21 protein-coding genes are annotated in these 25371 nt (G+C 57.5%); 11 read left to right on the top strand and 10 right to left on the bottom strand.

The genetic code is table 11. The annotated features are described in order from the left end of the window. Positions 1-152: 152 nt before the first annotated feature. The 4 genes from KI787_02035 to fabR form a co-directional block, all read right to left on the bottom strand. Entirely contained in the window at positions 153-566 is a 414-nt protein-coding gene (locus KI787_02035; GenBank protein MBV6628712.1) for a response regulator, read from the bottom strand. A 371-nt stretch (positions 567-937) separates the two neighbouring features. Next, entirely contained in the window at positions 938-1795 is an 858-nt protein-coding gene (gene fghA / locus KI787_02030; GenBank protein ID MBV6628711.1) for an S-formylglutathione hydrolase, read from the bottom strand. Between the two features lie 10 nt (positions 1796-1805). Continuing rightward, positions 1806-2912, bottom strand: a complete 1107-nt coding sequence (locus KI787_02025) for an S-(hydroxymethyl)glutathione dehydrogenase/class III alcohol dehydrogenase (protein ID MBV6628710.1) — start codon at positions 2910-2912, stop codon at positions 1806-1808. A gap of 135 nt (positions 2913-3047) precedes the next feature. Next, positions 3048-3707: an HTH-type transcriptional repressor FabR gene (gene fabR, locus KI787_02020; protein MBV6628709.1), complete on the bottom strand. Its 660-nt coding sequence runs from the start codon at positions 3705-3707 to the stop codon at positions 3048-3050. A gap of 39 nt (positions 3708-3746) precedes the next feature. On the opposite strand from fabR, the gene KI787_02015 reads away from it, so the two are divergent. The 3 genes from KI787_02015 (at position 3747) to KI787_02005 (ending at position 6520) form a co-directional block, all read left to right on the top strand. Beyond that, a complete protein-coding gene (locus KI787_02015) occupies positions 3747-4862 on the top strand; it encodes an iron-sulfur cluster-binding domain-containing protein (GenBank protein ID MBV6628708.1) in 1116 nt (371 codons plus the stop codon). A 29-nt stretch (positions 4863-4891) separates the two neighbouring features. After that, positions 4892-5989, top strand: a complete 1098-nt coding sequence (locus KI787_02010) for an acyl-CoA desaturase (GenBank protein ID MBV6628707.1) — start codon at positions 4892-4894, stop codon at positions 5987-5989. Between the two features lie 99 nt (positions 5990-6088). Next, positions 6089-6520, top strand: coding sequence for a hypothetical protein (locus KI787_02005; GenBank protein MBV6628706.1), 432 nt, complete (start codon positions 6089-6091; stop codon positions 6518-6520). Positions 6521-6702: 182 nt separating this feature from the next. Here the strand turns inward: KI787_02005 and bchJ are convergent, their stop codons facing one another. From bchJ to KI787_01990, 3 genes are all read right to left on the bottom strand, one after another. Next, positions 6703-7287, bottom strand: coding sequence for a bacteriochlorophyll 4-vinyl reductase (bchJ, locus tag KI787_02000; protein ID MBV6628705.1), 585 nt, complete (start codon positions 7285-7287; stop codon positions 6703-6705). Then, on the bottom strand, positions 7288-8934 hold the full coding sequence (gene bchE, locus KI787_01995; protein ID MBV6628704.1) for a magnesium-protoporphyrin IX monomethyl ester anaerobic oxidative cyclase: 1647 nt from the start codon (positions 8932-8934) through the stop codon (positions 7288-7290). Between the two features lie 65 nt (positions 8935-8999). Further along, a complete protein-coding gene (locus KI787_01990) occupies positions 9000-9590 on the bottom strand; it encodes a TetR/AcrR family transcriptional regulator (protein MBV6628703.1) in 591 nt (196 codons plus the stop codon). Between the two features lie 74 nt (positions 9591-9664). On the opposite strand from KI787_01990, the gene KI787_01985 reads away from it, so the two are divergent. From KI787_01985 to KI787_01960, 6 genes are all read left to right on the top strand, one after another. After that, positions 9665-11695 (top strand): NADPH-dependent 2,4-dienoyl-CoA reductase, encoded by a 2031-nt coding sequence (locus KI787_01985; protein MBV6628702.1) that lies wholly within the window; start codon positions 9665-9667, stop codon positions 11693-11695. Between the two features lie 116 nt (positions 11696-11811). Further along, on the top strand, positions 11812-13206 hold the full coding sequence (locus KI787_01980) for a hypothetical protein (protein MBV6628701.1): 1395 nt from the start codon (positions 11812-11814) through the stop codon (positions 13204-13206). A 57-nt stretch (positions 13207-13263) separates the two neighbouring features. Continuing rightward, the gene (locus KI787_01975; protein MBV6628700.1) at positions 13264-14589 is read left to right on the top strand and encodes an NAD(P)-binding domain-containing protein; all 1326 of its coding nucleotides are present in this window, start codon (positions 13264-13266) and stop codon (positions 14587-14589) included. Beyond that, on the top strand, positions 14589-15476 hold the full coding sequence (locus tag KI787_01970; protein ID MBV6628699.1) for a bile acid:sodium symporter family protein: 888 nt from the start codon (positions 14589-14591) through the stop codon (positions 15474-15476). Before KI787_01975 ends, KI787_01970 begins: the two co-directional genes overlap by 1 nt. After that, positions 15473-16405, top strand: a complete 933-nt coding sequence (locus KI787_01965) for an SDR family oxidoreductase (protein ID MBV6628698.1) — start codon at positions 15473-15475, stop codon at positions 16403-16405. Before KI787_01970 ends, KI787_01965 begins: the two co-directional genes overlap by 4 nt. After that, positions 16402-17205, top strand: a complete 804-nt coding sequence (locus KI787_01960) for an SDR family NAD(P)-dependent oxidoreductase (GenBank protein MBV6628697.1) — start codon at positions 16402-16404, stop codon at positions 17203-17205. The genes KI787_01965 and KI787_01960 overlap by 4 nt, the downstream gene beginning before the upstream one ends. Positions 17206-17398: 193 nt before the next feature. Here KI787_01960 and KI787_01955 read toward each other — a convergent pair whose 3' ends face one another. Then, positions 17399-17644 carry a hypothetical protein gene (locus KI787_01955; protein ID MBV6628696.1) on the bottom strand — a complete coding sequence of 82 codons (246 nt, stop codon included), beginning with the start codon at positions 17642-17644 and terminating at the stop codon, positions 17399-17401. 142 nt (positions 17645-17786) lie between these two features. Here KI787_01955 and KI787_01950 point away from each other — a divergent pair, with 142 nt between their 5' ends. Then, complete coding sequence (locus KI787_01950) at positions 17787-18437, top strand: sterol desaturase family protein (protein ID MBV6628695.1); 651 nt, start codon at positions 17787-17789, stop codon at positions 18435-18437. A gap of 285 nt (positions 18438-18722) precedes the next feature. Beyond that, the gene (locus KI787_01945) at positions 18723-21479 is read left to right on the top strand and encodes a TonB-dependent receptor (GenBank protein ID MBV6628694.1); all 2757 of its coding nucleotides are present in this window, start codon (positions 18723-18725) and stop codon (positions 21477-21479) included. Here the strand turns inward: KI787_01945 and KI787_01940 are convergent. Both KI787_01940 and KI787_01935 read right to left on the bottom strand, forming a co-directional pair. Further along, positions 21457-24096: a PAS domain S-box protein gene (locus KI787_01940; protein ID MBV6628693.1), complete on the bottom strand. Its 2640-nt coding sequence runs from the start codon at positions 24094-24096 to the stop codon at positions 21457-21459. The two genes, KI787_01945 and KI787_01940, sit on opposite strands and share 23 nt — an antisense overlap. Positions 24097-24412: 316 nt before the next feature. Next, positions 24413-25321: an alpha/beta fold hydrolase gene (locus tag KI787_01935; protein MBV6628692.1), complete on the bottom strand. Its 909-nt coding sequence runs from the start codon at positions 25319-25321 to the stop codon at positions 24413-24415. Positions 25322-25371 lie beyond the last annotated feature (50 nt).

Genomic DNA, 25371 nt, shown 5'->3' with positions numbered 1-25371 from the left:
TTGCCCACACTCCATCAAGTAACCCCCACGAAAAGCCAAGGAGTCCGGCAAAGCGCGAAAGAGATGATGGGGCTACTGAGATCTTGTTGGCTATAGAAGGCAAAACAATGCGCGCAGTTCGGCATGCGAAGGCGGCGCAAAGCTAGCGACGCTCAAGCATCAAACTCGTCTGCAGCCAAACAGGCTTCCAAAGACTCTACCGTCAATGGTTTGTTAATGAAGCTCTTGATGACTCCTGCCTCACGAGCCTTGGCCCGGTCTTGGTCGTTGTTGGACGTGGTGAGCATCATGACGATCCGAGCCGTCTGTAGCTCGGGTGGGAGGCGTCGAAACTCGTCCACAAATTCCCAACCGTTCATACGCGGCATATTGATGTCTAAGAAGATCAACTCGGCCTGACCCGGAGCTCCGCCGGGGCCGCCAGAACGAACGTATTCCAGAGCCTCTTCGCCGTTATAGACCTCGACGTAGTTTTCCGCCAGATCGACCTTTTGCATGATCCTCCGGCTAATGAAATGATCGGCCTCATTATCGTCAACCAACAGCACTTCTTTATAACGACTCACAGCCTCTCCTCGGCAGTCGAACAATAAAACGAGTGCTACACCCCTCGCCGGAGTTCATCTATTCGCATAGATCCCCCATGCAGCGCCACGACTTTTTCAATGGGCCCAACCTACACCTATGCCCTGTTACGCGCTACGTCGATTGAGGGTTTGGAAGGTTTGGAACTTATCGGACCGACACCACGATGATGCCGACCCCGAATCCTGCGGCCACGATTGTATGAAACTCAGAGCGCTACCATGCAAATACTTGACCGCAACGGCTGGAACAGCGGCACCAACGAGGTTTCACTTTCATCGGCACAAATATGGCCGCATACGCAGATTGCTCGGATTTTCGTAGCTGATGCGGCAAGGCATCTCGCTGAACTTCACGCTTCATCGTTCTCCTTGTAGAGATGCTTGGCGTGAAAACTTAAATGTTCGCCAATGAAGCTACTGATGAAGAAATAGGAATGGTCATAACCTTCCTGCATGCGAAGTTGTAGTGAGGACCTTGCCGTCTGCGCTGCATCCTGTAGGTAGTCCGGACAGAGCTGTTCTTGTAAAAAGTCGTCCGCAGTACCTTGGTCAACAAGCATGGGCAGGCTTGTGCCTTCGCGCTCCAACAGCAGGCTGGCATCGTAGTCGGCCCAGGTTGTTTGATCATCACCAAGGTAGGCCTGCAAGGCCTTTTGTCCCCAAGGACAACGGGTGGGCGAGGAAATGGGTGCGAAGGCCGACACGCTGCAAAAGCGCTGTTCATTCCGCAGTGCCACAACCAAGGCGCCATGCCCACCCATAGAGTGCCCGCAAATGGAGGCGCGATCGCTCGCATGCGGTGTCACCTCAGCCACGACCTCGGGTAGCTCTTGGAGGATGTAATCGTACATGCGGTAATGCGTAGTCCAAGGGCTTTGCGTGGCGTTGACATAAAAGCCAGCACCAAGCCCCAAGTCGTAAGCGCCTTCAGCGTCATCAGCCACCTCGTCGCCACGCGGGCTGGTATCGGGCGCCACCAGAATCAGCCCCAGCTCGGCGGCGTAGCGCTGCGCGCCCGCTTTCTGCACGAAGTTTTCGTCGGTGCAGGTTAGCCCTGACAGCCAGTAAACCACAGCAGCTTTTTCGCCTCGCAAAACTTTGGGGGGCAGATAAACCGAGAATGTCATCTCACAGTTCAGCACTGCGGAGTTATGCCGGTATCGGCGTTGTTCACCGCCGAAGCAGCGGTTGTTGGCAATGAGCTCCATCTCAGCGCCTCTAGTAGACGACTACAGAGCGAATAGATTCGCCCGCGTGCATCAAATCGAAGGCGGTATTGATCTCATCCAGGCCCATGGTGTGGGTAATGAGGTCGTCGATGTTCAGCTTGCCGTCCATATACCAGTCCACGATCTTGGGTACGTCTGTGCGGCCCCGTGCGCCACCAAACGCCGATCCCCGCCAGCTACGCCCGGTGACCAGCTGGAAAGGCCGAGTCGAGATCTCCTGTCCGGCCCCTGCTACTCCGATGATGCAGCTTTCTCCCCAGCCCTTGTGACAACACTCCAAAGCTTGGCGCATGGTCTGCACATTGCCAATGCACTCAAAGCTGTAGTCCACTCCACCGTCGGTGAGATCGATAATGGCCTCAACAACATTGTTGACCTCTTTGGGGTTGATGAAATCGGTCATCCCGAACTGCTTGGCAAGCTCGACCTTGGCCGGATTGATGTCGACACCAATAATCCGATCCGCACCGACCATCCGTGCACCCTGGATCACATTCAGACCTATACCACCCAAGCCAAACACAGCCACAGTTGAGCCTGGCTCCACCTTCATGTCGAAGGCTACTGCGCCTACACCGGTGGTGACCCCGCAACCGATGTAGCACACCTTGTCAAAGGGGGCATCTGAACGAATCTTAGCCAAGGCAATCTCTGGCAACACCGTGTGGTTGGCGAAGGTGGAGCAACCCATGTAGTGCAGGATGGGCTGTCCATCGAGGCTGAAGCGACTGCTTCCGTCAGGCATCAGCCCCTGCCCTTGAGTACTGCGAATGGCCTGACAGAGATTGGTTTTTGGGTGCAAGCAATAATCACACTCCCGACACTCCGGTGTGTACAGGGGAATAACGTGATCGCCAGGCTTCAATGACTTCACCCCAGCACCCACCTCAAGAACAACGCCAGCGCCTTCGTGGCCCAAGATGGCTGGAAAAGCCCCCTCTGGATCATCGCCGGACAAAGTAAAAGCATCCGTATGGCAGACACCGGTGGCCTTTATTTCTACCAGGACTTCCCCTGGCCGCGGCCCTTCCAAATCCACATCGCAAACTTGCAAAGACTGGCCGGCCTGCATGGCCACCGCAGCGCGTGTTTTCATCGTTGTCTCCCAGGGGTGAGTGCAGTCGTTCAAAAGCTCGAACCCGCGAGCTTGTTACTAGCCTGCGAGGTCTGAGTATTGGGGTGGATGCTATCAAGCGCAGCCGATTTGAGGTTGCGTGACTTCGGCTCTGCCTTATTCGGCCGCCTGCAACGCGCCACGCATGATCATGCGAATCATCTCGCTGGTGTCATCAATCAGTGATTCTAAGCGTGGCTCCGGAGCATCCAAGGCCTGCCCGCCCATGGTGAACACCAAGCGGGTAATCGCGCGGGCAACCAGATCCGGGCGCGGTAAGTGCTGGCCCTGCTCCGCTACGAGGCGCTGTAGGTCGGTGGTGAGCTCCGTTTCAAAAAAGCTCAATTGCGCATCCACCGCCGCTTTAAAGGCTGCAGAGGCCGCTGTCCCTTCCCGAAGAAGGAGCGGTAAATGCTGATCCCCTGAATGAAGCTGTTGCATAAAAGTTTGCACCGAGCTCCGAATCAGGCTGCCACCCTGCCCCACATGCGAGCGTGCCTCCCAAATGATGCGCCGCAAAGATTCACCCGCCTCGTCAATCAATGCAATGGCGAGTGCATCCACATCTCGGAAGTGCCGATAAAAACTATTGGGCGCCACACCTGCCTCACGCGCCACCTCCCTCAGAGTCAGGTTGGACACGCTACGACTGGGCCCAACTAAGCGCAGCGCAGCGTTGAGCAACTGCTCGCGCGTCACGGGCGCTCTGCGGCTGAGAACTTTGGCTTCGGTCTGGGCTGTCATCTTCAAAGTATAGGCGGTGCTCAAAGTACACATGCGTGCACATACGTATATACATGTGTATATTGTCGCCGCATGAATACCATTTCCTCAGCGAAACCCCGAATGAACGGCTGGGCTACGAAGGCTTGGATGGCCCTCACGACGCCGGCTCAATGGCAACTGGACCCAGAACCTCAACAGCAGGCCAGCCAATCTGAGTGGATGGCCAGCCACATCGTGTCGCGTCGGCAGCTGACTGCCCAATGTGTGGAACTCACACTACTCAAACCCAAGGCTTGGAAAGGCCATCTTGCTGGCCAACACATCCGTCTCAGCCTGTACCTCAATGGCCGGCGCGTGGAGCGATTTTATTCCTTGACCAACGCACCCAGCGAGCGCACGAATCATCTGAGGGTTGCTGTGCAGATCGTGGATCAGGGCCTGATGTCAACGCATCTACTACGCAGCGCCAAGGCGGGAGATCGCATTGATGTGAGCGCGCCCAGCGGGTGTTTCCACCTGCCGCAATCTCTCCAGAGCGACAATTTGCTGATGCTGAGCGCCGGCAGCGGTATCACCCCCATCCTGAGCATGCTGAAGCAAGTGCACGCGTCTGCGCCGCAGACCAAAGTCTGTCACATGCACTATGCCCCTTCGCCCCAGCGCCTCATTTATGCCCAGGAATTAGAGGCACTGAGGACCACTTGGCCCTCATATCAGTTGCATTTGTCTTTTACCCGCGAGGCGCAGCCCAACTTCAGTCAGCAGCGCTGGTCGGCGCAGCAGCAGCAGCGAGAATGCCCAGACTGGCAGCAACGGCAAAGCTGGGCCTGTGGACCAAACGCTTGGCTGCAAGAGCTGGAAAATCACTGGTCACAGGCCGGCCAAGCCCACCGGCTGCATACCGAGCGCTTTCACCAACCCCTGAAGGCTGCGCCGACGCATAGCTCCGAGGCGCATAAGGTGCAGTTTGCACGCAGTGCACAGTCTGCCGAGGTACGCGACGGAACCACATTATTAGACGCCGCCGAAAAGCAGGGCTTAAGCCCCCAATACGGTTGCCGCATGGGCATTTGTCATAGCTGCGACTGCGAACTTGTTGCCGGACAAGTGCGGGATCTGCGTAGCAACAAAATCCTCAGCCAGCCCGGACAACGCATCCAACCCTGTGTGAGCACTCCTATCACAGCCGTAGAGATTGCCCTATGAGTCACCACAACTCCTCAATGAATCCACAAATGAGGGAGTCCTTCGCGGCGGAGCTAGATGCCCTCTATCAACACCATCTCGCAGACCGTGGAACGGCAGACCGGCAGTACCTACTCCGTCTGCTCACGTTTCGGAATGGCCTGGAGTGGGTGGCTCGCTTGGGCCTGTTTGCCAGCCTGGCTTTGCTTCCGCAATGGGGGCATGCCTTTGCCAGCGCGACCGGCTTTTGGCTGCTTCTCTCACTGAGCGTCGTTGGCCTGGCTTTGGCGAAGATCCTGGACAACATGGAAATTGGCCACAACATTCTGCATGGCCAGTGGGATTGGATGAACGACCCCAAGATTCGCTCGGACCGCTGGGAATGGGACCATGCCTGCCCCTCATCGCAATGGCGGCATTCCCACAATGTAGAACATCACACCTGGACCAATGTTCTAGGGATGGATCGCGATATTGGTTATGGAATGTTGCGAGTCACCGACCACCAGCGCTGGCATCCCTTTTATTTATTGCAGCCGCTCAATGTAGTTTTGATGGCCGTGTTCTTCGAGTGGTTCATTGCGCTTCACGATCTCAACATCGCCAGAATTCTCAAGGGCAAACAAGACCCCCAAAAAACCCGCGCCATACTCGGTGAAATCAAGCGCAAGGCCCGCCGTCAAATTGTTAAGGACTATCTGCTGTGGCCGCTACTCGCCGGGCCATTCTTCGGCATCATCCTCGGCGCTAATGTCGCGGCCAATGTCCTGCGCAACATCTGGACCTTCGTCATTATTTTCTGTGGCCACTTCCCCGCAGGCGTGCATCACTTTCGCAAGGCGGACATTGCTGGTGAGTCCCGTGGACAGTGGTACCACCGTCAGATTCTTGGCTCCTGCAACATCCGCGGCGGTCGGCTCTTTCATATCCTCAGCGGTAATCTGAGCCATCAGATTGAGCACCACCTCTTCCCGGACCTACCTTCTAACCGCTACCCACTTGTGGCGCCTAAGGTCGAGGACATCTGTCAGCGCTACGGCGTTCCTTACAATGCCGCAGGCTTCACCCGCCAACTTGGGACGACCCTGTTGCAACTGCTACGCCTCACCTTGCCCAGCCCAAGGCCCAGACGGGTGCAACCTGCATAAACCCCGCACGCAGCCGCAGGTATTCAACGCGGTCGAGGGCCCACATGCTGGCCCAAGCCGCTACAGTGGCCGCTCAATCATCAAGGCCACAAGCAGGCAATGACTAACAACAAAACATTCGCGTGGGTTTCGGCCGGTTTTGTTTTGGCTGGGCTAGTCAATATCCTCGGGATGCTGGCGGTCTCCAAGGGGATGAACAACCCGCATCTGGTTCAAGCCGATCCTGCGGTGTTCTCGACCTTCGGCCAAGTCATGATCCTGGTATGGGGTTTGGCCTATATTGCTGTGGCCAAGCAATTCGCTGCCGTTCCCTGGCTATGCTTGGTGTTTTGTGTGGAAAAACTAGCGTATGTCGCGGTATGGGCCATCTGGTGGGCTCAAAGTGCAGAGCAGTTCAGCAATCTGTGGGATGCCGACCCGCTCACGGCGATTTTTATCGCCGGCTATGGTTTGAATGACCTCGCATTCGGCCTCTTGTTTTTGCTGGCCTTTTTGCTTAGCCGTCGAACTTCTTCTACAGCCAACTCCTAGGCTTCGTATCTGAACTAGGCCTTGTTGGCCAGGGCATACACTCGGTTCCCATGGATTTCGCCATGCAAAACTGGGCCGACCTGGCGCAGGCGCAAACCCAAGTCTTGCCTGCGAGATGGCGATATGTTGCGCGATGGGTCTCGCACGGTGCTCCAAGCCTATGTCGCGCAGCCATCTTCGCCCTAACGGCGGAGCTCAAAGCGGCAGCAGGCAGCGCCTTGTGCCCCACATTGGGTTTCCCGCACCAACCATCCTCCACCACATAGGCGATCGAACAAGGTTAAGAACACGCTTTGGTGCCACACGCACAGAGGAGTTTGGGAACTTTCGCCGCGGACCAAGGGGTTATTGGCAATCTCAAAGCTGGGCCATGGCCACATGGCATATTTGAACTCACCGGAACCGCAGAAAGTCCAAGCGTTGCTGGCAATGGCTTTGCTCAACAGCGCGGCGGAGAGGCGGGACGGAAGGCTGCGTAGCAGCAGCTGTACTGGCCGCGGAATACGATGGGCAAGTAAATATTCAGCCGTTCGCTCACCCGCCAAGGCCTGAATCCCAGGGGCTACGCTGGGCCAGCTACTACGTAGCGCCTGGAGCATGCGTATCACCGGCAATTCGGGCATAAGACCAGCGGCCGGATCAGGAGCGCTTTGTAATCCGGCGCGTAACAGCAAACAGTCCGCTGCTCCTGGCCCTAGTCTTTCGCTCACAACAGGGAGCAATTGCAAAATAGCGTTTGGGCCAATAGCGGCTTCCGCAGCGGCCACTCAAGGCTCCAATCGCGTTAAGGTGGCCTCGCTCATTTGCTGCGCGCCGCCGCCGCATGCTTTGGGCATCGCCTCCAGCGGGAACTCCACTCCCTGAGAGGCTTTCGCCGCCCGTTTCTGCGCCGCAATATCCTGGCTGGACTGCCAATCCTCCATCTGCGCCGACGCAATCTTTCGCGAACGGTCAAAATGGAAATCCACCCGGCCCTTGGATTGTGGCCCCCAATAATTCACCTTGCCCAGGTCGTAGAAACTGCGTTTGAAGCCAGCCATCAAGAAGGCTTTCAGGCAGCCCAACAAGTACCGGCGACGATAACCAGTACCGCGCCAGGGGTAATGGAATAAAGCCTTGCGCATGTAGAAGCGCCTGTAATTCTTCATCACCCCATCCAGCAGTTCAGAGCGGCTCATGGACTGCGGCTTCATGATGGGCGTGACGAAGTTGTATTTTTCGAAGTCGAAAATCTCCACCTTGTCGCCCAGATCTTGGAACAAGCTGGTGAAAGGCCATGGTGTGTACATGGCCCAATTGGCAAGGTCAGGCTGCCAATCCCAAGCCATGCGATAGGTTTCCTCCAGCGTTTCTGGGGTTTCGTTATCCAAGCCCACAATGAACTGTGCTTCCACAAAGATATCCGCCTCGCGTAGCAAGCGAATCGCCTCTTTGTTTTCCTCGACCTTGGTTTCCTTATTGAATCGATCCAGCTTGAGCTGAGCGGCAGCCTCGGTACCCAAAGACACATGCACCAGACCGGCTCTGCGGTACAGCCCCAACAGCTTTTTATCGCGCATGATGTCGGTGACTCGGGTGTTGATGCCCCATTGCACCCGTTCGGGCAAGCCACGCCGAATCAACTCTTCACAGAATTGAATGAACTTTTTCCGGTGAATAGTGGGTTCCTCATCGGCCAAGATGAAAAAACCAACCCCGTGGTCGTTCACCAACGTTTCGATCTCATCCACCACTTTGATCGGGTCACGCACCCGGTAGTCGCGCCAGAACTTCCACTGCGAACAAAAGGAGCAAGTAAATGGGCAGCCACGGGCCATATTGGGGATGGCGACCCGTCGATTGAGGGGTACGTAGGTGTACTGCTCCCAATTCAGTAAGGACCAATCCGGAGTGATTCCGTCTAGATCTTTCACCGTGGGTGCGGCCGGGGTGGCGATGATGTCCTGACCATCTCTAAAGGCAATGCCATGAATGACCTCCCTTTCATCGGCAAGGCGGCCCTGCTCAATACTGCGGACCACATTGACAATAATTTCTTCGCCTTCCCCGCGCACAATCACATCCACCCATGGGGCCTCGGAGAGCACCTGCTTGTACATAAAGGTTGCGTGGATGCCCCCCAGAATCCGGACGGCCTGGGGCACAGCCTCCTGCGCCACCTGCAGGGTTTCTTCGGCGACGTATATCGACGGTGTAATTGCCGTTGTGCCTACAACATCAGGTTGTAGCTCAAGCAGTTTTGAGCGCAGGTCCTCAGGGCTGAGATGGTCGGTCATGGCATCAATGAAATGCACATCGTTGTAACCCGCAGCTTTAAGGGCGCCGGCAATATATGCCACCCAGGCCGGAGGCCAGCTACCAGCGATTTCGGCTCCACCCGAGTGATAGTTGGGATGGATAAGACAAATGCGCATGCGAGAACCACAACCGAATGTGCCTCCAGCTATACCGCAGCCATGTCTGCAGAAATTGATCTAGATCAATGACCCATATCGCGGAACATTCTTTGAACCGCGACACGGCTGACCTCAGCCATATCATCGGCGTCCACGTAGACGCCGTCGATCTGCAATCGGCACAGCCCATGCACCGTGGCCCAGCTGGCCTGAGCCAGACGAAGCGCCTGCGTGCTCGACAAGCGAGGGTTGAGTCGGCCCATACACTCGGTGTAAGCCTTGAATGTGGCATAAGCCGTGCGACGAAGCTCTGGTGTAGGCTGAGCGAGCTTCCAGATGCGCCGCCCGAACATCAGTTCGTAGCGCTCGGGCTCGAGGGTGGCAAAGCGTAAATAGCTCTGCACGAACTCCACCACAACGGTGGGGCTGAGTTGATCCTGGCGTAGCGGTTCCATGAGGGCATCCAACTCCTCGAAACCGCGGGTGGCAAGCGCACACAGCAATCCGTGTTTGTCGCCAAAGTGATGATAGGGCGCCATCCGGGAAACTCCGGCGCGCTCTCCCAACTTGCGCAGGCTTAAGCCATCAACGCCTTCCGAGCGCAGCAAAGTCTGACCTTGCTCCAAGAGCACGGCGCGCAAGTTGCCATGGTGGTACGCGGTGGATTTGGACATATAGTGAGGAGGGCTTGACAGCGTCAAGATGCCCCCATATGTTGACGCCGTCAAGTTTCAACCAGCAAGCGTTTATGAGTACGCCTTACCCGCACCTACTGGCGCCCCTAGATTTGGGGCATACCACTTTGAAGAACCGTGTTGTGATGGGGTCCATGCACACGGGACTGGAAGATCGCTTGTGGCATCGCAACAAGCTGGCAGCGTATTTTGCTGAGCGGGCCAAAGGCGGCGTCGGCCTCATGATCACCGGTGGTTTCAACCCTAACCGCGCGGGTTGGTTCTACCCCTTCGCTGGCAGCATGCTGAATTACGCGGACGCACTCAGCCATATTCCGGTGACGCGGGCGGTGCATAAAGCCGGCGGCAAAATCTGCTTGCAGCTACTCCACGCTGGTCGCTACTCCTATCACCCCTTATCGCGCTCCGCCTCTAATAAGAAGTCGCCGATCAACCCGTTTAAACCCAAAGCGATGAGCACGCGCGAAGTGGAAAAAACCGTGCGCGACTTCGCCAAGGCCGCCAAGCTGGCCAAGCTGGGTGGCTACGACGGCGTGGAAATCATGGGGAGTGAGGGCTATCTCATTAACCAGTTTACGGCTCCACGTACCAATGACCGAACGGATAAATATGGTGGGTCGGTCGACAACCGTTTGCGCTTCCCAACCGAAATTGTGGAAGCCGTGCGTAAGGCCTGCGGGGACGACTTCATCATCGTGTATCGATTGTCCATGCTGGAGCTTGTGCCCAACGGCTGCACCCGCGACGAAGTCATTCAATTAGCCCGCCAAGTTGAGGCAGCTGGTGCCAGCCTCATCAACACCGGTATAGGTTGGCATGAGGCCCGGATTCCAACCATCGTAACCTCGGTGCCCCGAGCAGCCTTTGTCGATGCCACCGCCCAGGTTAAAGACGCTGTAGATATCCCGGTAATCGCCTCGAATCGCATCAACATGCCCGACGTTGCCGAAGACATCTTGGCCCAAGGCAAGGCCGACATGGTATCGATGGCGCGACCCATGCTGGCCGATGCGGAATTCGTGAATAAAGCGGCCGCCGGTCGCACAGACGAGATCAATACTTGTATTGCCTGCAACCAGGCCTGCTTAGACCACACCTTCCAGCTCAAACGCGCGTCCTGCTTGGTCAACCCCCGCGCCTGCCATGAGACCGAGCTGGTCTACAAACCGGTAGGCTCCTCTAAGAATGTCGCCGTCGTAGGCGCCGGTCCTGCCGGACTATCAGCGGCCACGGTATTGGCCGAACGCGGCCATAGTGTGACGCTGTTCGACGCCAGCGACCGCATTGGCGGGCAATTCAACATGGCTGCCCGCATACCCGGCAAGGAAGAGTTCTGGGAAACCATCCGCTATTTCAAAAAGCGTCTTGAGCTCACTGGGGTCAAGGTGGTTCTGAACCGCAGGGTTACGGCCGAGGAGTTGGTGAAGGAAGGCTTCGATGAGGTGGTTGTGGCCACCGGTGTGACTCCGCGGATGCCGCCTATTCCGGGCATCGACCACCCTAAAGTACGCTCTTATGTCGAAGTCCTCCGGGATGGTGCCGAGGTTGGCCAGAAGGTGGCCATCATTGGTGCCGGCGGTATCGGTTTTGACGTGGGTGAGTTTTTGTCACACGCCGGCGCGCATGGGGAGCCCGTATCCACACCCGAGTGGATGCGCGAATGGGGCGTGGACTTGGAGACCATGAATCCAGGCGGTTTGGTGCAGGCTCAGCCTGATCCTTCGCCGCGGCAAATCTATTTGCTCCAGCGTAAGACCAGCCAGCTTGGCAAGGGCCTAGGCAAAACCAGTGGCTGGGTGCACCGCGCCACACTCAAATCTAAGCGGGTCCAAATGGTGGCCGGAGCCAACTATGACCGCATCGACGATGCTGGACTCACCATTACGGTGAATGGCAAGCAACAAACTTTGGATGTAGACCATGTGGTGGTCTGCGCCGGACAGGAGTCATTACGCGAGCTCTATCCGGAGGACGGCAAGCTGGGCTCAACCCAGTTCCATCTCATCGGCGGAGCCGATTTGGCCGCAGAACTCGATGCCAAGCGCGCCATCCGCCAGGGAGCGGAGTTAGCCGCAAAAATTTGAAGGACTGACGTCGCTTCATCACTCTGCCGCACGCAGGTGATGAAGCGCTGGTCTGCCCATCACGCCCTAGTTGGCGCCCGTGAACGTCATCGCTTTGTCGATCTGCTCTGGGCATAATGCGCACAAACAACCACCCTTTGCTCGGCATGACACTGCGCACTCCAGTCATTATCCTCACTGCCGCCCTACTCCCTGTAGCGCTGAGCGCCTGTGACTCTTCGACCACCTCAGCCGCTGCCGACAACGGCGATGCGGTTGTTCGTATCCGCACCCAAGCCGCACCTGAGGGAACAGCCACCAACGGCATGTTGACGATGCCGCTGCTCCGCGAAGGACCTTTGGACGCTCCTCTGGAGCTCTGGGCACGCACCCTCATTGACGCTACTGACGCATCTGCAGCTGACCCTGACACCGACTTTGAAGCCTTTAAAGGCCGCCTTATCCGCTGGGAGGCCGGCGACAAAGAAGCCACAGTCGACATCACACTACTTGCCGATAACCAAGATGAACCTGCCGAGCAGTTTTGGCTGGAGCTGAGTCCTAGCCCCGAGGGTGAGTCCCTGGCCCGGGCTGCAGCCATCATCGCTAACGATGATCAAAATTGTGCGGGCCTTGCGCAGACGAACCCCTGGTTAGAGCGTCGCCCCATCGGCTTCGCCCACCGTGGTGGCGTCCGTGAGTTTCCAGAAAACACCCTCTTCGCGTACACGCAAGCCCAGCGACTGGGTCTGGATGTGCTGGAAATGGATGTGTATCCCACCGCCGATGGGGAGATCGTCGTCATCCATGATGCCACCGTAGATCGCACCACCGAGGGCAGCGGCGAGGTGTCTGCGTTGACCTTGGCTGAGCTTCAGGCGCTGGATGCGGCTTACTGGTTCGTACCGGGTGTGGGCACCACCCGCGATGCCGAAGAGTCTGCGTACATTTATCGAGGCATTGCCACTGGAGACAAAGCCCCACCCGAGGGCTTTAGAGCCGCAGATTTTCGTATCCCCACCCTGCAAGAAGCACTTGCGGCTTATCCCAATCATCTCCTCAACGTAGAGCTCAAACCCAGCCCCCAAACCAGCGGCGAGTACGAAGCCACAGTGGCCCGCATCCTCAACGACTACGGGCGCAATACCGACGTGATGGTTGCCAGCTTCTTAGATACCAGCGCTGCGCTGTTTAAGGCCAATGCGCCCTGCATTAGTACAGCTGTGCCCACCGCGCAGGTTGCGGCTGCGGTGGCCGCCGGCCAGGGGCCGCTCCCCGGTCTTCCGCTGGGGAGTCTGTATCACGCTTTTCAAGTGCCGCCTGCCCTTGGTCTGGAAGTGGTGAATGCCGACTTTGTCGCCGATGCCCACGCGAACGGGCTGGCCGTGCATGTATGGACCATTGACGACTGCGAGCAAATGATTTCGCTATTGGACTTAGGCGTAGACGGCATCATGACCGACCGCCCTGCCGTACTCGCGGCTCTGCTTGCCCAGCCGCTTAACGCACGTAGCTGTAGCAATATTCCCTAAAGCTAAGGCCGAGAGCACAGGCTAAAATGTGCATTGAGGAGACTTTGAGAACACGTAATGTACGCAGTCATTGGTGCTGGCCCCATGGGTCTGAGCATGGCGCGCAACCTTCAAAAACAAGGCCTGCCCTTTATTGGGTTTGAGATCCATTCGGATGTCGGTGGCTTGTGGGACATCACTTCGCCCACTAGCACCATGTACGAGTCAGCCCACCTGATTTCATCCAAGGGCATGACCGAGTTCGCCGAGTTCCCTATGGCTGAGGATGTGGCGACCTATCCACATCATTCTGAATTGCGGCAGTACTTTCGCGATTACGCCAAGCATTTCAACCTGTACCCGCATTTTCGCTTTAACACGGAAGTGCTGAGCCTGAGCCGTAGTGACACCGGCTGGGTGGTCACTTCACGCAGCGAGGGGCAGGAGCTGCGGCAATCATTTCAGGGTGTGATGTTATGTAATGGCACGCTACACAAGCCCCACAAACCCGCGCTGCCCGGTGATTTTGACGGCCATGTGATGCACTCCGCAGACTACAAATCGCCAGAGGTCTTTCATGGCCAGCGCGTGCTGATTGTGGGCTGTGGCAACTCCGGCGCAGACATTGCCGTGGATGCCGTTCACCACGCCAACAGTGTGGATATGTCGGTACGCCGTGGCTACTACTTCCTACCCAAGTTCCTCAAGGGCCAAGCCATCGACACCTTGGGCGGCGTGGTGAGTTTGCCGCGCCCCCTCAAGCAACGCATCGATGCCGCGCTGATTCGCGCCGCTGTAGGCCGACCTTCGGATTACGGCTTTCCCGATCCGGATTACCGTTTGTACGAGTCCCACCCGGTCATGAACACCTTGCTTTTGCACCATGCCGGACATGGCGATGTGGGCGTCAGGCCGGCCATAAGCGCGGTGCAAGGCAGCACAGTGCAGTTTAGCGATGGTAGCGAAGCCGACTACGACCTGATCTTGCAGGCGACGGGTTATGAGCTGGACTACCCCTTCGTAGATTCCGCCGAGTTGCATTGGCAAGGTGCCGCGCCCCAGCTGTACATGAATATCTTCCATCCAGAGCATGACGACATCTTCATGCTTGGCATGGTGGAAGCGTCCGGACTGGGCTGGGAAGGACGCAACCAACAAGCAGCCTTGGTTGCCACCTACCTCAAAGCCCTGGATCAGAAAACGCCGGCAGCTGCACACTTCAAAAAACACAAGCAGCAGCATGCTGACAAGCGTTTGGACGGTGGCTATGCCTACTTGCCACTCGATCGCATGGCCTACTACGTCAACAAGGCGAGCTATCTCAAGGCCTTAAACAAGCATCTGCGCCAGCTCAGTAAGGGTTTAGCAGCAACACCCAGTCACAGCCGAGCACGGGCGGCTTGATGGCGCAAGCCCAACTCGCCCTAGATGCAAAGGATCTGATACTACTCAACGGCGCCATCGCCCTCATGATGTTTGGCGCCAGTATGCAGATTCGCTTTGCCGACTTTAGGCGCCTGATCAGCAACCCGCAGGCCCCTATGATTGGCTTGTTCGCCCAGTTTGTATTGCTCCCAGGAGCAACAACGCTGCTGGTCTGTGGGGCGGCCATTCCCGCAGAGGTCGGGCTCGGCATGATTCTGGTGTCCTGCTGCCCTGGCGGCACCTTTTCCAACATCATGACGTGGTTAGGCCGTGGAGATTTGCCCACCTCCATCACGATGACCGCGGTGTCCTCAACGGCAGCCATTGTTCTCACACCGCTGAACTTTGCCTTTTATGGTTCGCTCAATCCGCATACGCGCGCGCTGTTGGAAGAGGTCCATATTGCCCCTTTAGAGGTGTTGGCCCTCATTGCGGTGGTGCTGGGGCTGCCCCTATTGCTAGGCATGTTGTTCGCACGCCGTTGGCCACAGTGGGCCAAAGCGGCCGATCGACCCATGCGCGCCCTATCGCTGCTTATTTTTTTCACGTTGGTCGCCCTCGCCTTTCAGCGTAATCTCGGATTACTGCGGGAGGCGCTTAGCCTGGTGATTCCTCTGGTCATCGTGCACAACAGCCTGGCCCTCATACTCGGAGCAGCCGCGGCAAAGCTGGCCGGCTTAAGCCGGCCGCAGGGTCGCGCCGTCACTATGGAGGTCGGCATTCAAAACTCGGCCTTAGGGCTAAGCCTACTGTTGACCTTCTTTCCGCATGCCAATGGAATGCTGCTCATTGCCGCCTGCTGGGGTATTTGGCATTTGATCTCCGGGCTGAGCCTGGCCGGTTATTGGGCAAGGAGTGCGCCTTGAATATTTTGATCACTGGGGCCGCAGGATATGTGGGCTCGCAACTGGGCGCTCGGCTCGCCGCAAAGCATCATGTCATCGGTGTGGATATCCGCCCACGCCAGAACATGGGTTTCCCAATACAGGCTCTGGATATTCGTGACCCCAAACTGGAGCACTTGCTGCGGCAGGAATCCATCAGCCATGTGGTGCACCTCGCCGCTGTATTGGAGGACTCTGGAGATCGCCAACGCGACTTCGATATCGACGTCAACGGTAGCCGCAATGTCTTGGACTGCTGCCTGCAGGCGGGAGTGAAGCACCTCACGGTGACCAGTTCCGGAGCCGCCTATGGATATCACCCTGACTCTCCGGCATGGTTGAGCGAAAATGACCCGCTGCGGGGGAATGCCGAGTTTGCTTACTCCGATCACAAGCGACAGGTGGAAGAGCTCCTCGCCGAGTACCGTCAGCAGCATCCTCAATTGGCCCAATTGGTATTGCGTGTAGGAACCGTGCTTGGTGCCGACACGAACAACCTAATCACCGCCGTATTCGCGCAGCGTGCCCTGATTGGCGTGCGTGGAAGCGACTCGCCTTTTGTGTTTATTTGGGATCAGGACTTAGTTCAAATCATCCATGACGGAGTGCTCCAATCCAAGGCCGGCCAGTTTAATGTGGCTGGTGACGGCGCCCTCCCCCTGCGCGAACTCGCTCAAAAGCTGGGCAAGCCCTACTTGGCTTTACCGCCTTGGCTGCTCCGCAGTGCCTTGCGCTTAGGCCAACTTCTAGGCCTCGGCCGCTATGGCCCAGAGCAAGTGCGCTTTTTGCAGTATCGCCCCGTTCTGGCCAACACCGCGCTAAAAACGAGCTTCGGTTACACCCCGCAAAAAACCTCAGCTGAGGTCTTTGCCTATTTTGTGGAGCATGCACGTTCGCGAGGCAGGCTATGAAAGGCCACATCATTATTGTGACTGGCGCGGCTAGCGGCCTTGGGCGTTGCTTGGCGCAACGTTTTGCCAACCAAGCCAGCGCCATGCTGATCGCCGACATGAATAGCGCCGGGCTGGAGAGCCTGCGCGCGGAGCTAGTGCCGCACTGCCAGGTGGCAGTCGTTACTGGGGACCTGCGCCAAGTCCAGACTCAACGCAGCATTGTTGAGCAAATACACGCCTGGGGCGGAGATTTGCACCTGCTCGTGAACAACGCTGGCATCACGCATCGATCGCCGATCAAAGACACCGATGTCAAAGTTTTCTCAGAAGTGATGACGGTAGATTGGCAGGCTCCAGTAGAACTCACCCATTCCCTGCTCCCGGCCATCGTGAAGGTCCGGGGCGGCATTATTAATATTGGCTCCATGGCGGGCTGGATGCCGGTCCCTGGAAGGGCCGCCTATTGCGCAGCCAAAGCGGCTTTGGCGCAATTTTTTGAAGTGCTAAGGCTGGAGCTGAAAGACCAGGGTGTGAGCGTGCTTAATGTGTATCCATCCTTCCTAGCCACCAATATTGAGCAACATGCCTTGGGAGCAGATGGCCAGCGCGCTCAGCATCGTCGCACCAGCGTTGGTCGTATCCGCGATGCGGATTGGATGGCCGGGCGCATTCACCGGGCCTGGCAACACAACAAGCCCTGGTTGTTCGGAGATAGCCTCAGCGCTTTTGGCAGCATATTGTGGAGGCTCTGGCCTGCGCAGTACCTGCGCAGCGTTCGTCGCCGATTCGCTGAAGAGCTGGCCCAGTCCACCTCTTGAGTGCTTAAAGCTCCGTGTGGCAGGCTTTTGCAACTGCCAGACACTGCCTTAGAGCGATGTTCACAGGCCTAACCCTAGGCTATGGAATGCCCCAGCTCCGCAATAGTGTGGACGCACTTGGCGCATGGCGAGTAGACCGCTGCCGACCTACCGCTACCCAAACCTGGGCCTGCAAACCACTGCATACCATCCATTAATGCGCGACCGTTCTGGGGCTGGCCAGCTGCTGGGCACGTCGCTGGCGGTATCTGGCGAGCACACTTCCTGGACGATGTTGACCGGCTGCGGTGCTATTGAGTAAACGCCGGATACAAGACTTGTGGCGATCATCTAATGCCTCATAGCCTTCATCCAAAGCCTGCTCCACGCTATCGCGCTCGGTACGGCTGAGCTCTGCAGTGGTGAGCAAGTCTTCCAAAGTTTGAATCATGTCTGTCATGGCGAAGCATCCCTGTATTTCCGATTGGCAATTTCAGGTTGCTCGCCCTAGTGTCAAGAAAATGTCAGTCGGAGATTTGACGAAGTCTAGGCTATGCTCTCTTCGCAAGCCTCCCTCGGCGGCAAAGACATAGGAGACACCCATGGCCTGCACGGACACAGCAGCCCTCAATAGCTATACCCAGGCCATGCGCGCCTGGCTCAGTTTTCCCAGCCCTTGGTTGCTCGCATTATTTGCCCTTATAAGCGCCATCGCCCGCACTCAGCTCGCCCCCATAGTGTGGCGTGACGGCGTGTTGTTCCTGGCCGGCATTGCACTCTGGCCATGGATTGAATGGACCTTACATCGCTATGTACTGCATATGAAACCGATCCGTTGGGGCTCACGCACCTGGGATTTGGCATGGTCACAAAAGCATCGCGCACACCACCGATCTCCGACCGATCCCAGGCTGATCCTCCTTCCCCCGGTTTTGCACCTCGTCGCCGGCAGCCTGTTGTTCGTCCTCGCGTTCGTGAGTCCACAGCCGGCCTTAGCGCTGAGTATGGTGTGCGGTGTTGCGCTAGCAGCTTTGAACTATGAGTGGACCCATTTTTTGGTGCATACACGGGTGCGTCCGCGTCTTCACTACTACCAAAGCCTGTTTCGCGCCCATCGCCTGCACCATTTTCGCAATGAAAACTATTGGTATGGCTTTACCCTCACCAGTGTCGACCGTTGCCTGGGGACCGGGCCTCATGCCGATGCGGTAGAGCGCTCGGAGCACTGCCACGACCTGGGCATATCATCCTAATCCGCCGTGGGTAGATGGCAGGCCGCCCTGCGCCCAGCAACTCGCGTCTGCATCCAAACCGTATATACCTTTCGTAAACAAGAATGAACGCAGCGCGTTCTCTCCGAAATCGGTTCTTCATTCAGCCCGCTAACGCGGGCTGTTTTTTTCGCATCGCTCTGGGCCAGCGGCTACGGGCCGGCAATGTCGTCTGCCTCGAGCCGGTCTAGGACTACTCTGAATGGCACGAAGGGTGTCGCGCGAAGCCTTATACTGGCGATAGAACCTTGATTTCCCCATCTCTTCATGACCCGCACAGTCGTCTGCGCGCTCGCGCTCGCATGTGGTGCCAGCTGCGTTGCCGGCCCCGCCTTGGCAGCAGAGACAACCCAGCCAGGCCAACCCTACGAACTTGAGTCTTTATCCGTCGTAGGTACGCGTTTATCTGCCGAAGCTGGTGGTGAGCGCCCCATTGTGCGGATCGAGGTCGATGAGCTGATCAACACCGGAGCCCAGAACTTAGGCCAGCTTCTACAGCTATTGCCACAAATGATCGGGTCCCCATTGAATACGGGCGTCGGGGCTCGGGGCGCAGGCGGGGGCCTCTCCCGCGGCATAGAAACGCTGGATATGCGCGGCTTGGGCAGCCAGCGCAGTTTGATTCTGGTGAATGGTCGTCGCTTCATTGCTGGCGGCAACGGCACTGCCGGTGTCGTGGACTTAGCCAGCTTGCCGCTAAGCGCTGTAGCCGCAGTAGAAGTTCTGAGCGGTAGTGCGTCTGTTGAGTATGGCGCGGATGCCGTCGCCGGAGTCGTAAACATCATCACCCATAAGCAAGCTAAGGGGGCTTCCTTTGGTATCAGCGGCAGCCTGACAGAGCGCGGAGACGGCCAGCAATGGCAGGCCAATGCCAGCTGGGGACAGTCAGGGCAGGATCAGCATTGGTTTTTGGCCGCTCAGCTCAATCGACAAAGCCCGGTGGGCAAGGCCGATCGACGTTACTCAGCGGATCAGTTATCGGTTCAGGGTCCCCAGAATGTTGTGTTTAGCAGGGGCATTTCCTCAGCGCCGCCCGCGGGTAACTACCGCACCAGCCAGGGCAGATTGACCCTGATTGATGGTGAAGATGGCACATCCCCTGATGACTTCCGTCCCTTCATCAACAACGGTGTCAACAGCGACCGATTCAACTACAACCCCTTTGAGGACCTTGTTCAGGACAACCAGCGCCAGTCGCTATTTGGCAGTTGGAACTATCAGGGGTTTGAGCACTTAGACATTTATGCGCGCGGGCTGCTGCAAAACCGTGAGTCCAGTACCACTTTGGCTCCGCTCCCATTTTTCACCAATCGCCTTCCCGGCGTCAGCGTTGCGGCTGACAACCTGTTTAATCCCTTTGGCGAGGAGTTGGTGGATGTTCGCCGACGTTTGGTGGAGGCGGGACCACGACGCTATTCACAACAAGCACGGCTATGGCGCACTGAACTTGGCGCCCAAGGAAGTTGGGCGCAGTGGGAGTGGTCCGCGCAGCTGAGTTATGGGCAGAACCGGGTGGAGCAAATTCAAAGCGGAGACCTGCGGCGGGATCGCCTACAGCTGGCCTTGGGGCCTTCCTTTCGTGACGAGGACGGCCAGCCACGCTGCGACAGTCCCGAGCTAGCCATTGAGGGCTGTATACCGCTGAACCTCTTTGGTGGACCAGGCTCCATTAGCCAGGAGATGCTGGACTACGCTGGCATTGCCCCACTGCGCGATAGTTTTAGCAATGCACAAACGCTAGTGAACTGGGACGCTAGGCGTGATTTGGCGCAATTGGCCGCTGGCCCTCTAGAGCTGGCCTGGGGACTAGAATGGCGCGCTGAGGAAGCACGCGATATCCCGGCGGAGTTAACCCAAACCGGAGCTACTACCGGCGCTGCGCGTGCTGCTACGCGAGGGAGTTTTCGTTCCCGAGAGGTCTACCTAGAGATGGGCGTGCCGGTGTGGCGGAACGCCATCACCCAACAAGGACTTCAAGCCGAGTTCGGCTTGCGGGTGCTCGATACCAGTTTGTTTTCTCCGCGCGCCGTTGTTGATGCAGGCCTTAGGCTACAGCTTGCACCCGGACTGATAGCCCGCGCAGGGTATGCGCAGTCTTATCGCACGCCAACTGTAGGTGAGCTCTTCGCCGGCGTCAGTCAGACGAATCCCGCCGTGAACGACCCTTGTGCTGATTTCAACAACTTGGCGCCCGAGGAGCAGCAACGCTGCGTCAATCAGGGTGTGCCCGCGGATGGGAGCTTTTCCGACAATGGCAACGAAGTGCCATTGTTGAGCGGCGGAAGCACCGCGCTGCGGCCTGAAACCGCCCAAACATGGCGCCTTAGCTTGGACTGGTCCCCGAACAACCAAACACAAGTCAGGCTGGCAGCCTTTGATATTGATATAGACCAAGCCATTGCTGGCTTAAGCGCAGAGTCCATTTTGCGTCAATGCATCACGAATGCCGACCTCAATGCCTGCGCTCGTATACAACGCGACGATCAGGGTCGACTTCTGCAAATCAACAGCCCCTTGAGCAACATTGCCCAGGATCGGGTGCAGGGCCTAGACATCGAGGCCAGCTGGCGGCCCCGGCTCGGCTCCTGGTCTTTGGCGCATCGTTTGCTCTTGAGTCACATCATCGAGCGGCAAATCCGGACGGAGCCCAATGTGCCGGCACTTGCGAGTGCCGGTGAGTACTCCCCAGATGTCGGCGCCATCCCCCAATGGACCGGCTTATACAGCCTGCAAGCGAGCACCGGGGCTTGGCGCTGGTTGTATTCGCTGCAGTACATCCATGGCATGGACGAGCGCGGTGGAGACCTGTTTGCTGGCAGCCAGCGGCGGATCTCTTCGCGCAGCTACCATGACCTCAGTCTGAGCTGGCGGAGTACCAGTGGCTGGGACGTTACGGCGGTCATTGGCAACCTCACCGATACCCAGCCACCGCTGGTGATCAATGCCGACGACGCCAATACCGATGTGGCCACCTACCGACTGCTCGGCCGGCGGTACAGCCTTAACTGGAACCTAAGCTTTTAGTTTCGGCGGCCTCACTGACATGCTGCCGTAGCGCATTGCGTAGCTTCACCTGAAAGGTTGTGCCTTCTTCGGGCCGGCTCTGCACGCTAATGCTGCCACCCATAGCATCCACTTGGCTTTTCACCAAAAACAAGCCAACGCCGCGTGAATCCGGATGCGTATGAAAGGTTTGGTACAGCCCAAACAGACGGTCTCCAACCCGGTCTAGGGCAATACCCTGGCCATTGTCACTGAAGTCAATCTCTACACTGTCGCCCTGCTCTCGCGCCCGCACCTGCAAATGCAATCGTCGCTCAGGGTGCTTGTACTTGTAGGCATTGGTGATCATGTTCAGGCAAAGGCTGTCGATGAAGGCCCGGACCCCAAGCACAACAATATCGGGATCTACATCAATCTCAATGATGGAATCCTTGAGTACGCCAGCGAGGGAGTCCACCGCCCGCTGTACAAACTCTGCCAGGGGAACCGAGCTGAGTTCACCATCGCTCATATGAACACGGACAACCTCCGTTAAGTCGCTAATGGTTTCGCTGAGCCGCTCACAGGAGGACTTCAGCAACTGTCCGGCACGCAGGTCTTCTAGCTCGGGCACATCTTCGGTCAGTAATGCCAGCAAGCCACTCAAACCATTGCTGTGTGAACGCAAGTTGTGGGACACGATGTGGGCGAACTGCTTGAGCCAGGCGTTCTGCGCGTCGGCAACACGGAGCAACCGCTCAAGTTCAGCCTTGGCCTGTTTGAGCTGGGTGATGTCAATGATCTGGGAGACATAGTGGACCACCTCTCCGACGTCGTCCCGCACGGCTGACACCGACAACAGGATATGCACCAAGCTACCGTTTTTGTGAAAGTAGCGCTTCTCCATTTGGTAGCTGGCACGTTTTCCCGCCGCGAGCTCGGCAAGCAGGCTGAGGTCGTTTTCCAAGTCGTCAGGATGAGTAATGTCTTGGAAGGTCAGCCGAGACAGCTCATCTTCCGTATAACCAACGATTTCACAGATGCGGGGGTTCACACGCACCCAGCTACCATCTGGCCCGACAATGGCCATGCCAATGCCGGAGTGCTCGAAGGCCCCTTGGAATCGTTGCTCAAGAAGTTTGAGCGCATAACGATCTTGGTTACGGGCCGTATTGTCGTGCAGCACACTCAGCACATTCGCCGGAGCACGATCTGCCGAGCGCGCCACAATCGTCCCCAGTTCCTCAATATCGCGAAAACAATCATCGCCAAGCTGAATCCGGTACTGGCATCGATACACTGGGCTTCGTCCGGAACATAATTCCACTATGGCCGCCTCACGCTGTTTCAGGTCTTTGTGATCCAGCTTGGACAATAGCTGCTCCAAAGTGACCGAACCCAGCTTATTTTTCACGCCCAGTAGCCTCAGCGCTGCCTGGTCGGCCCGAACCGCCCCATTGAGCGGAGACCAATGCACAGTGCCCATCCCTAGTAGCCGCATGGCAGCGATAAGCTCATCCTCCCGCTGCACCATGCTGCTTGGCATGGTTTGCAGTTGCACTCGAACTCCCAGCACCACCTGCTCAGCGTTGAAGATGGGTTCTACAATGAGTTTGGAGTGATCAAGAACGGCTTTGGGAGTGGCCAACTCCCCACCCTTCCCGCGATAGGCGCGGGAGATTTGTAAGGCCAACTCACTCTGAAAGCCTCTATCCACGAAGCACCAATCACTCGGCCACAGACCCTTGTCGGATGGCACTCCTAATATGTGGCAGTACTGCTGTGCAAGCCCATTGCAGCTGAGTAAATGCCCGCGGGTATCAAGCACCCACGTTGCCATGTCCAGGTTCTGCAGGCACTGCTCAATGACACACTTTTGCAGGGCTGCCTCAGAGAGGTCCTGCAAGGTGCCCACCACTTGTGAGCCCATCCGACGCGCGGTGGTGCGAACACTGCGGCGATTGGAGTCGGCATCGACCAAAGAGAGTTGTAAATCGAAATGGTCAATGTCGCCGGCGACAATGGCCTGAACATACCGCTCTATCACGAGAGCATCCGCGGGAACGTAATAGGAAATACCCACCTGCGGCCGGTCCAGGTTCCCCGGCGGAATGCCGTAAATGGCGTTGACTCCAGCAGACACCTGGACGGCTGCTGTATTCACATCGAGTCGCCAATGCCCAACCGGGCTCAGCTGTTCAAATTGACTCAGTAACTCATCTGTACGCTGCGCTTGTTCTTCTAAGACCTGCGCCTTCGCTCGCTCACGGGCCAGCGCAAGGCCGTCTAGAACAATGTCGGCATAGACTGCGAAGCGTTGCGTCTGCCCCGCCGACAAGCGCGGTTGCTGTAACCCAGGTTTCAAGCGGCAACACAGCAAGGTATCCACCTGCCCTTGCTGATGACAGTCCACGCGCCCTAGCAGGTTTTGAATGGCCGAGTCCGCCGACGCATCCCGCGCTTGCCCCACGCCAGAACGATGCGGGTGACGGGTGGATACGTAGGCTACCTCACCCTCAGCATCAACCAGCCCCACAAAATCAAGGGCCATGCCCACAGCATGCCCTGCGTCGCTGGCATGCGTGACCCAGCCGCTGCGCCGCTGAAAGTCCACCAGCTCAACCGAAACCAAGGGAAATTCCGTCAATAGCAAGCGCATCGCCCGCTGCACCGGCGTTTCAAAGCGTTGCGAGTGGGGCGAGAAATGCGACCAGGTCACTTGGCCCAATCTGGCCAGGGCCTGTCGGCGCCAGCGAGGCAGGCTATTTTGGCCGGCCGACGGTGATACTGCGCTCTCTTGGGAGGGCTTGCTCAAATGTGTGCGCCGAACCATACGGCTATACCAGGGGACTGTGGCTCGGAGGCAAGCTTCATTCCACCGCGCCATCGATCAGTCATTGCTCAGGCAGGCTCAGTCGCACAAACTATCCTGGGCGTCAGCGAGCGCTACAGCTCGTGTATTCAGCCTTTAGCCTTCAGAGCCCCATGCAAAAATGCGCACAAGCCGCATGGGCAATCTCTTCACCCCACTCCTGAACAAAGTGGCCTGCCTCCGGAACCAGCATAGGCTCAGGACAGTTCCGAATATGTGATCGCAGGGACTGCATCACTGGCTCCCCCAAAACAGGGTCAGCTTGGCCAATCGCCATGAAGCTCTGACCGTCCCAATCCTGAGACCAAAACTCCAGCGCCCGCTTGGACTCGGCTATACCCTCCATGCCCGGATGGGTCATGACCAATTCCGGGAAGCGCCGCACACCGGCCTTATAGTGGCGATCTGGAAATGGGGCATCGTAGGCGGCGGCTTCATCAGGGCGTAGCACCTGGGTACTTCTTTGCATGAGCCGGCCCACATCTAAGTCCGGCGTCTGCTGCATGTACTCTCGCCAAGCCATAAAGCCAGCAGATGGGGGCTCCCCGATCGGTAGTGCGGTATTCATGACCAGCAGACGCGAAAACCGCTGCGGCATATCCATGGGCAGAGTTAAGCCCAGGATGCCGCCCCAGTCCTGACAGACCAGACAAATATTCTGCAGGTCCAGTCCTTGCACTAGCTCCAGCAAGCTTTGCCGGTGGAAACGGTAGCTGTAGTCGGCATCTTTAACCGGCTTGTCGGAGCGCCCGAAGCCGAATAGATCCGGAGCAATGACCCGGCAGCCAGCCGCCGCAAATACCGGGATCATCTTGCGATAAAGATAGCTCCAGGTGGGCTCCCCATGCAGACACAAAACCGTTGTGCTTGCAGCGGCCGGGCCCTCATCCACATAGTGCATGCGCAGCCCTTCGAACCCCGGCAAAGCGTCCAGGTAATGTGGCTTGAAGCCAAAGCCTGGCAGATCCATAAACCGGGAATCCGGTGTGCGCAATGCAGAAATTGGGGACATGGTGGCGTCCTCCTCGCCCAAGTTTCTCGCCTCACCATAACAATTCCGCC

Source organism: Oceanococcus sp. HetDA_MAG_MS8, from assembly GCA_019192445.1.
GTDB lineage: Bacteria > Pseudomonadota > Gammaproteobacteria > Nevskiales > Oceanococcaceae > MS8.
Note: the sequence above shows the minus strand (reverse complement) of the source record. Positions and strands in the feature narration are given on the sequence as shown.